7 protein-coding genes are annotated in these 7,922 nt (G+C 42.1%); all 7 read left to right on the top strand.

The window, feature by feature from the left end:
• Window positions 1–339: 339 nt before the first annotated feature.
• Window positions 340–1,017: a LexA family transcriptional regulator gene (locus J5566_RS09060; RefSeq protein WP_208563022.1), complete on the top strand. Its 678-nt coding sequence runs from the start codon at window positions 340–342 to the stop codon at window positions 1,015–1,017.
• 8 nt (window positions 1,018–1,025) lie between these two features.
• The gene (locus J5566_RS09055; protein ID WP_208563021.1) at window positions 1,026–2,441 is read left to right on the top strand and encodes a DNA polymerase thumb domain-containing protein; all 1,416 of its coding nucleotides are present in this window, start codon (window positions 1,026–1,028) and stop codon (window positions 2,439–2,441) included.
• The gene (locus J5566_RS09050) at window positions 2,438–2,794 is read left to right on the top strand and encodes a hypothetical protein (protein ID WP_208563020.1); all 357 of its coding nucleotides are present in this window, start codon (window positions 2,438–2,440) and stop codon (window positions 2,792–2,794) included. Before J5566_RS09055 ends, J5566_RS09050 begins: the two co-directional genes overlap by 4 nt.
• Entirely contained in the window at window positions 2,791–3,105 is a 315-nt protein-coding gene (locus tag J5566_RS09045) for a DUF5960 family protein (RefSeq protein ID WP_208563019.1), read from the top strand. The genes J5566_RS09050 and J5566_RS09045 overlap by 4 nt, the downstream gene beginning before the upstream one ends.
• A 93-nt stretch (window positions 3,106–3,198) precedes the next feature.
• Window positions 3,199–3,648 (top strand): pyridoxamine 5'-phosphate oxidase family protein, encoded by a 450-nt coding sequence (locus J5566_RS09040; RefSeq protein ID WP_208563018.1) that lies wholly within the window; start codon window positions 3,199–3,201, stop codon window positions 3,646–3,648.
• Between the two features lie 107 nt (window positions 3,649–3,755).
• A complete protein-coding gene (locus tag J5566_RS09035; protein ID WP_208563017.1) occupies window positions 3,756–4,754 on the top strand; it encodes a sugar transferase in 999 nt (332 codons plus the stop codon).
• Between the two features lie 347 nt (window positions 4,755–5,101).
• Window positions 5,102–7,922, top strand: a 2,821-nt coding sequence (locus tag J5566_RS10720) for a KxYKxGKxW signal peptide domain-containing protein (protein WP_208563016.1), incomplete at its 3' end; no start/stop codon positions are given.

The raw sequence follows: 7,922 nt of genomic DNA, 5'->3' as shown, positions 1-7,922 counted from the left end.
AGCACAACTCTTCAAAAGGGAACAACTATTAAAATTGAAAAGGCGACTTCCAAAACGGAAATCGCCTTTTTGATATTCTCATAAATACAATATGTTGTTGGTGGTGTAAACTGGTATATAGTTCCCATAAATCATTTTCTTGAGGAATAAGTAATTCTTCGGTTTAGTTTTTAAATGTACCATATATCTCGAGAAGAGATAGTGCCCATGAGCATAAGAAATTATTACTGGACTCATTTGGGATTTTTAACAATGAAAGATTTGTTATTCAGTCTTGCCAGATGCTCATTTGTTTTGTATAATATAGTTACTTTATAAAGAAACTCAATGAGGTGAAGGATGTTTTCAGGGGAGCGTTTGCGGGCGATTCGTTTGGTCAATGAGATGACGCAGGAAAATCTAGGGAAGCTGGTTGGTGTTGGGAAGGTGACGATTTCTAAGTGGGAATCGGAGACGACGGTTCCCAATGCCAAGCATCTGCGGACTTTGGAGGAGACATTTTTGGTGGCTAAAGGTTACTTTGAGTCGGATTTTGAGCTCTTGTCAGTCTACCATAAGCTGACTAGTGCTCATCAAGGAAAGGTGATGCGTTACTCACAGCGTTTGTTGGAGGAGCAGTACCAGTCTCTACAGTTTGTGGCCTATCAGGTTCGGACCAATATTTTGCTGTCGGCAGGGCCTGGTGAGGCTTTTGAGGATGAGTTTGAGACGGAAACAGTCTATTTTGATAAAGAGATGGACCATGATGTAGCGACTTGGATAAAGGGAAATTCCATGGAGCCCATGTTCCAATCAGGAGAGGTGGCACTTATCAAGGAGACTGGTTTTGATTATGACGGTGGTATCTATGCCATTGTCTGGTTTGGTCATACCTATATCAAGCGTGTCTATCGGGAGAAGGAAGGTTTCCGTCTCGTGTCCATCAATCCAGACCATCCGGATAAGTTTGCCTTTTATGAAGACCAGCCTAAGATAGTAGGAAAGGTTGTTGGCCACTTCATGCCGTTGGTAGTTTAGGAGGGAATATGGGGCTGATTGATTATGCAAAGGAACCGGTGTCAGATATTGCCTTTGTTGATATGAAATCCTTTTATGCTTCGATAGAATGTGTCGAGCGAGGTTTGAACCCTTTGACGACTTCCTTATGTGTCCTTAGTCGCGATGATCATTCAAATGGGCTGATTCTGGCAAGCTCTCCTATCTTTAAGCAGGTATTTGGTCGTGATAATGTCGGCAGGACACATGAGCTACCTTTTGACATTCGGACCAGGAAATTTTCCTATCAAAACGCCAAAAGGAATGGTTTACCCATGACTCTTGACTATATCCGTTATGTTGAGTATTGGGCCAAGCGATCCTATATTGTGCCGCCTAGGATGGAATTGTATATTGAAAAAAATATCGAGATTCAAAAGATATTTGAAAATTTTGCTAGTCGGGATGAGATATTTCCTTACTCTATCGATGAAGGTTTTCTTGATTTGACGACTTCCTTGGACTACTTTGTGAAGGATCCTGCTTTATCGCGTATGGTAAAGCTAGATTTGGTTGCAGAAAGGATTCAACATGCGATTTGGTCACAAACAGGAGTCTATGCTACTGTTGGGATGAGCAATGCCAATCCTTTGCTGGCTAAACTAGCCTTGGATAATGAAGCTAAGTCAACCAAAAACATGCGGGCAAATTGGTCCTATCAGGATGTGGAAAGCAAGGTCTGGCAGATTCCTAAATTAACAGATTTTTGGGGAATTGGCCGTCGAACGGAGAAACGCCTACAGCAGTTGGGGATTCATTCGGTGAAAGAGTTGGCCTTGGCCAACCCTGATTATCTCAAAAAGGAGTTTGGAGTGATGGGGACTCAATTGTGGTTTCATGCCCATGGAGTAGATGAGTCCAATCTCAAGAATCCCTATTCTCCGAAAAGTAAGGGGATTGGTAATAGTCAGACCCTGGATAGAGATTATACAAACAAACAGGATTTAGAGATTTTATTGAGAGGTTTTACGAGCCAGGTCGCAAGGCGGTTACGGAAAAGGAAGAAAAAAACAAAGCGGGTTGGCTTGACGCTAGTTTTTTCAAGTCGAGAGAAACGAATGCCCATTCTGGTGCAACGAACCATTGAACCTACAAGTGACTATAAGCGTTTAGCAACCATTGTCATTGATTTGTTTCGGGAGAAATACAAAGATGGTGCTATTCGTCGAATAGGTATTCGCTTTGATCAATTGGTTGATGAATCAGTGATGGTCTTTGGCTTGTTTGATGATATTGGGCAGCTGGAGCGTGATGAGCGATTGCAGAAGGTTATAGACAGCATTCAAAACAAGTATGGTTTTACATCATTGGTCACAGCAGATGTATTGGATCCTGCCTCTAGGGTCTTCGAACGTAGCAGACTGGTGGGTGGACATTCCGCTGGTGGATTGGAGGGATTGGAATGATTGATCGCAGTTATTTACCTTTCGATTCGGTTAAACTCTATCAGGATAGGGGGATGGGCAAATGGATGGGATTTTTCATTTCAGAGCACACGACTGCCTTGCAGGAGTCTTCGGTCGATGTGGAGGAAATGGAGCAATTGCCCCTATCTCAAAAACTCTTCCTTCTCAATCAGTTGTTTACCCAACAATTGTTGGGTACATTTTTGGTACAAGAAGGAGGAGAACGATTGTATCGTATCGGCATTATTACAGATTTGTCCAGGGAACACCTTGTTGTCAAAGGGAAGGAAGGACATGTGAGGATTCCGATGGCGAAACTATTAGCATTAGATATAGAGGATGGAGTAGGATGAAAAAAATAGCTCGTCACAATGAATGGCAGTTTGATTATTTTTCGGAAAATTACTATCGGTTTGAAGAGGATTTTTATAAATATTCGGCCTTGGATACTCCTTTGACCTTCTTGGCGGATGATATTCTACTGACCATGGCCAGTTCTGGTAAGTCCTATTTTCGTCTCAATAAGGAGGTGGCCAAGGATGGTCGGGATCATTATTTTTTGTTTCGGATAAAAATGGCCGATCCAAAGGTACTCAATAGGACCTTTGTCTACCTTGGTACGAGAGTACAGTTAAAGAGTGATTTTGTAGGTCCTAATAGCTAGGAAAATATTCAGCAGTTTTTTTGTAGGTTGGCCTTAACTTTCCTAATGGAATTTGCTATAATTTAGGTAGAATGTAAGTCTAGGAGGCTACTTATGGAAGTCAAAGATGTCATGGAGATTTTGGAAGGAATGAAGCTGGGAATTTTTGCGACGGTTGATAATGCTGGCAACCCCCATGCACGTCCGATTCATATCACAGCAGCCAATGAAGATGGTATTTTCTTTATGACTGGTTCGGAAACACATTTCTATCAGCAATTGATGGGGGATGAGCGCGTGGCAGTAACCGCCCTATCAGAAGAAGACTACTTGATTCAAGTCATTCGTATCGAGGGCAAAGCTCGTCCGGCTAGTCAAGAACTATTGGAGAAGGTTTTTGCGGACAATCCCTATGTCCAACATGTTTACAAGGACGAAGAAAGTCGCAAGACCATGCAGATTTTCCAAGTCTATGAGGGAGATGGCTTCTATCATAGTTTGACGCAGGGGCATAAGTACGTCTTTAAAATCAATAGTGAAGTCAGTCTAGCGCGGACAATCTAAGTCTTCCATTCCAGGACGCCTATACTAGTTATAGGAAATGGAAAGAAATAACAAATAGGAAGAAAAAGTAAATAATCTTCCAAATGATCTAGAGAAAGAGGTACTGAGTGAGAGTATATATAACCAATTTAAATGGACATGCGGCATCATCTACTGCCCAAATCGGACAAAATATGGTGACAGATCTTGCCATTGAGCTGGGATATCGGGAAATGGGAATTTACTCTTACAATATGGCAACTGATAGCCCATCAGAGTTAAGTAAAAGACTAGATGGAATTGTTGCAGGCTTGAGTCATGGAGATGTGGTTATTTTTCAAACACCCACCTGGAATTCGACAGAATTTGATGAACGATTGATGGCAAAACTAAAGGTTTATCAAATTAAGCTTGTTATTTTTATTCATGATGTAGTCCCTCTCATGTTTGAAAGTAACTATTATCTGATGAAGCGAATTATTTCCTATTACAACATGGCGGATGTCCTTATCGCCCCTAGTCAACGAATGATTGACCTTCTCCGTAAAGAAGGTCTCACCGTGAAAAAAACATTGGTTCAAGGAATGTGGGATCATCCGACCAAAACCCCTCAATTGCCAGCGACATTTCAACCCTTGATTCATTTTCCAGGTTCGCCAGCGCGATTTGGATTTATCAAACAATGGAACTATTCCATCAAACTAACTGTCTACTCCAATGAGGAAGGAGAATACCCTGAACAAGTAACTAGAGTTCCATATCGACCAGATGAACAACTACTGCTGGAAATGTCAAGAGGAGGATTTGGTTTGGTCTGGATGGACGATCATGACAAGGGTTACCAAGAACTCTATTGCCCATATAAACTAGGGGCCTTTCTCGCTGCAGGAATCCCTGTGATTGTCCAAAGGGGAATCGCCAATCAGGAAATTATTGAGGCAAATGGTCTTGGTTTGGTTGTGGATAGCTTGGATGAAGCGGTTGAAAAAATTCAAACCATGACACCAGCTGACTATCAGGAATTTGTTACTAGAGTGAGGTCCTTTAATCCGCTGTTACGTCAGGGTTATTTTACAAAAAAACTGTTGGTAGACGCTGTCTTTAATGCGCTTTGTCAAAGTGAATGAAGTTGAGCGGAAAAAATTGACTAAAATAAAAGATGTCCGAGACAGTACTCGGGCATTTTTTGTATTGTAAAGGAATTAAAATCTAAAAGACACTATTATAATGAAGAAAAATTAAAAGATAGCAAAAATACAGCGAAAATGCAAAAATATACATGAAAACAATTACAAAACGAACATCGGAAAATTACATTATATTAATATTGTAAATATAATTGAATATATTTACGGAAATTTCAAAAAAGTGTGCATATTTCTTGACATTTTCAAGAAATGACGGTAAGATGACTATAGATTTTTTAGGACTTGGGGGTCCGGGGGTCTAGATTAAAATAATAGGGAGAACATAAGTGAATAAAAAAGTAAATAAAAACTTTACAGAAGTTTCACGAAATAGCCGTGTCAAGATGCACAAATCAGGTAAGCATTGGGTTCGCACGGTCATGTCCAGCATCGGTTTGTTCCGAGTAGCAGGTGGTTCTGCAGCTGAGACTGTAAAAGTAGATGGCTCAATGGTTTCATCTAAAGTAGGTGTGGCTCGCGGTTTCGCTGCAGCAGGAGCTTTGTTAGGAACTTCAGTCGTTCTAGATCAAGTTCAGCCAGAACTAGTGTACGCATCGGAAGTTGCGACAACATCTACATTGGCAAGTGCTGATACAGTAACCTTGTCAGGTACAAGTTCTGAGTCAGCTAGTGAGTCTGTTTCAACTACAGAAGCAGCAAGCGAGTCTGTTTCAACTACAGAATCTGTAACAGAATCAGCTTCAGCAACAGAATCAGATACAACATCTGCATCTCTATCAACTTCTGAGTCTGTTTCAACCTCTGAATCAGTATCAACTTCAGAATCAACATCAACTTCAGAATCAGTATCAACATCTGAGTCAGTATTGTTGAGTGAAGCAGTATCAGAAGCTGCAGCAGTAGCAAGTTCAGAAACAGCGTCAGCAACTGAAACAACTACAAGTTCAGAAACTGCAACAACTGAAACTCCAACTCAAGTATTGGAACAGGTAACATCAGAAGCTGAAATCTTGGTTGACCTTGGTCAAAAAGAGTTGGTAGAAGTTGAAGATGCAAGCCTTGCAGCAGCAGTTGCAGCAGCACAGGTTGAAATCACAGCAGCAAAAGTAGTCTTGGCAGATCCAACAGCGACGATTGAGCAAGTAGAAGCACAAATCGTAGCAGTGAAAGCAGCCAACGATGCCTTGGCAGCAGAACTCTTGAAACGTGATGAAGATGGTGTCCTTACGGCAATGTTGGCAGATATCAATGCTTCAGCAGTCAATGATGGTAGTGGTACCTTTAATCCAGGTGGTGTGGCACTCATCGAGCCAAACCCAGACATGCAAGATCCTCACAAGGCAGAGGCTCAATCAGCAACTCAAGGTACAATGGTTGCGACAACAACTGCTGGCTACTTGACTTTCAAGTACTACGCATTCTCAGCTTGGTATGATGGTACAGTTGGTTCTGGTGCCGGTTATGGCTTGTCATCATCAAACGGTGCCTACATCCGTGCCTCTGTAGCAGAGGATCTTTCAGGAACAGTATTACTTGAGTTGGTTGATAAGTCAAATAACATCCTAGAAACTAAGACAGTTGCTCCAGGTGAGAAAACTGAGTTTACAACCTTCCAAGACTCTGCAGGTGGTCGTCCAGTTGTTGCTGAGTACGATGCAACAACGGCATCAGCTGATTCATCAGGTACCTTGAAAGTTCTTTATGATGAGAATACCATTCAACCAAACGTTCAGGTTCCGGGTGTAGTTGCCAACACAACAACTTACGTGACGGAAGCTGGTGAAGTTCTAGGTACATACACGATTGCAACTATTCCTGGCTTGACAAACATCCCATCAGATGTCCGTGACTTCCCAGGATTCGACTATGTTCGTTCTGAAAAAACAACAGTAGATGTAACACCTCAGTCTGCTATTCCTTATGTTATCCGTGTACGTCAAGGTTACCCAACCAACGATACTCAAGGTGGTAAATACATCCAGTACAAAACGATCGCAACTCCGATTGCTGGAACACATAGTTACACAGAAGCAATCTATCTTGCGGATCCAAACTACACAGGTACGCATGACTTCCGCTCAACAACGACAGAAGGCTTCATCAAGGTATTTGAATCGTCGGTACTTTCAAAAGGTGTAACAAACACTAATAACATGTTGCCAGCGTCATTCTTGGATACTTATACAGTAACTAAGTTGACAACAGATCCAAATGGTTCTCCATACCAAGTCGAGTCAGCGCCAATTACGGATCCGGCTGAGCTTGATTTGAACTCGCTTAAAGCTGGTGAATGGTTCAAGATGGACTTGAAAGATTACGAAGATACAGTTTACCTTTCTCGTTTCCAAATCGGGCCAGCAACGACAGGAGCAGTCAATCGTCTTTCATTACACTTTGGACGTGACTACAACCCAGGTAATGTTACAACTCCAGGTGAAACCATTGATCCAGTAACGGGTAAAAAAGTGTCAGGTCTTGACTTGATTGGTATCACGCTTCCATACACCTTCTCTTACGCAGGTGTTGAGATGACTGAAACCACTCACATCTATAAGAAAAATGAAGATGAGTACAACTCAGTGTCAGATTCATTGTCAGAGTCAGGTTCTGAATCAACATCAGCATCTGAATCTGTAGTGGAATCAGAATCAGAGTCAGCATCAGCATCGGAATCTGAAGTAGCGTCAGCATCTGAGTCAGCATCAGCATCTGAGTCAGAAGTAGCTTCGGCATCTGAGTCAGCATCAGCGTCTGAGTCAGCATCAGCGTCTGAGTCAGCTTCAACTTCAGCATCTGAATCAGCATCAGCGTCTGAGTCAGCATCAGCATCTGAATCAGCAAGCACATCAGCATCTGAGTCAGCATCAACAAGTGCATCTGAATCAGCAAGCACATCAGCATCTGAGTCAGCATCGACATCAGCGTCTGAATCAGCATCAACAAGTGCATCTGAATCAGCAAGCACATCAGCATCTGAATCAGCAAGCACATCAGCATCTGAATCAGCATCGACATCAGCGTCTGAATCAGCAAGCACATCAGCATCTGAATCAGCATCAACAAGTGCATCTGAATCAGCAAGCACATCAGCATCTGAATCAGCATCAACAAGTGCATCTGAATCAGCAAGCACATCAGCATCTGAAT

This window comes from Streptococcus suis, assembly GCF_017601095.1.
GTDB lineage: Bacteria > Bacillota > Bacilli > Lactobacillales > Streptococcaceae > Streptococcus > Streptococcus suis_Z.
The sequence above is the reverse complement of the archived record's forward strand: the minus strand, read 5'-3'. Positions and strand labels throughout refer to the sequence as shown.

Coding starts and splice junctions, on each gene's coding strand:
- J5566_RS09060 (WP_208563022.1), top strand. CDS start 340: ATGTTTTCAGGGGAGCGTTTGCGGGCGATTCGTTTGGTCAATGAGATG.
- J5566_RS09055 (WP_208563021.1), top strand. CDS start 1,026: ATGGGGCTGATTGATTATGCAAAGGAACCGGTGTCAGATATTGCCTTT.
- J5566_RS09050 (WP_208563020.1), top strand. CDS start 2,438: ATGATTGATCGCAGTTATTTACCTTTCGATTCGGTTAAACTCTATCAG.
- J5566_RS09045 (WP_208563019.1), top strand. CDS start 2,791: ATGAAAAAAATAGCTCGTCACAATGAATGGCAGTTTGATTATTTTTCG.
- J5566_RS09040 (WP_208563018.1), top strand. CDS start 3,199: ATGGAAGTCAAAGATGTCATGGAGATTTTGGAAGGAATGAAGCTGGGA.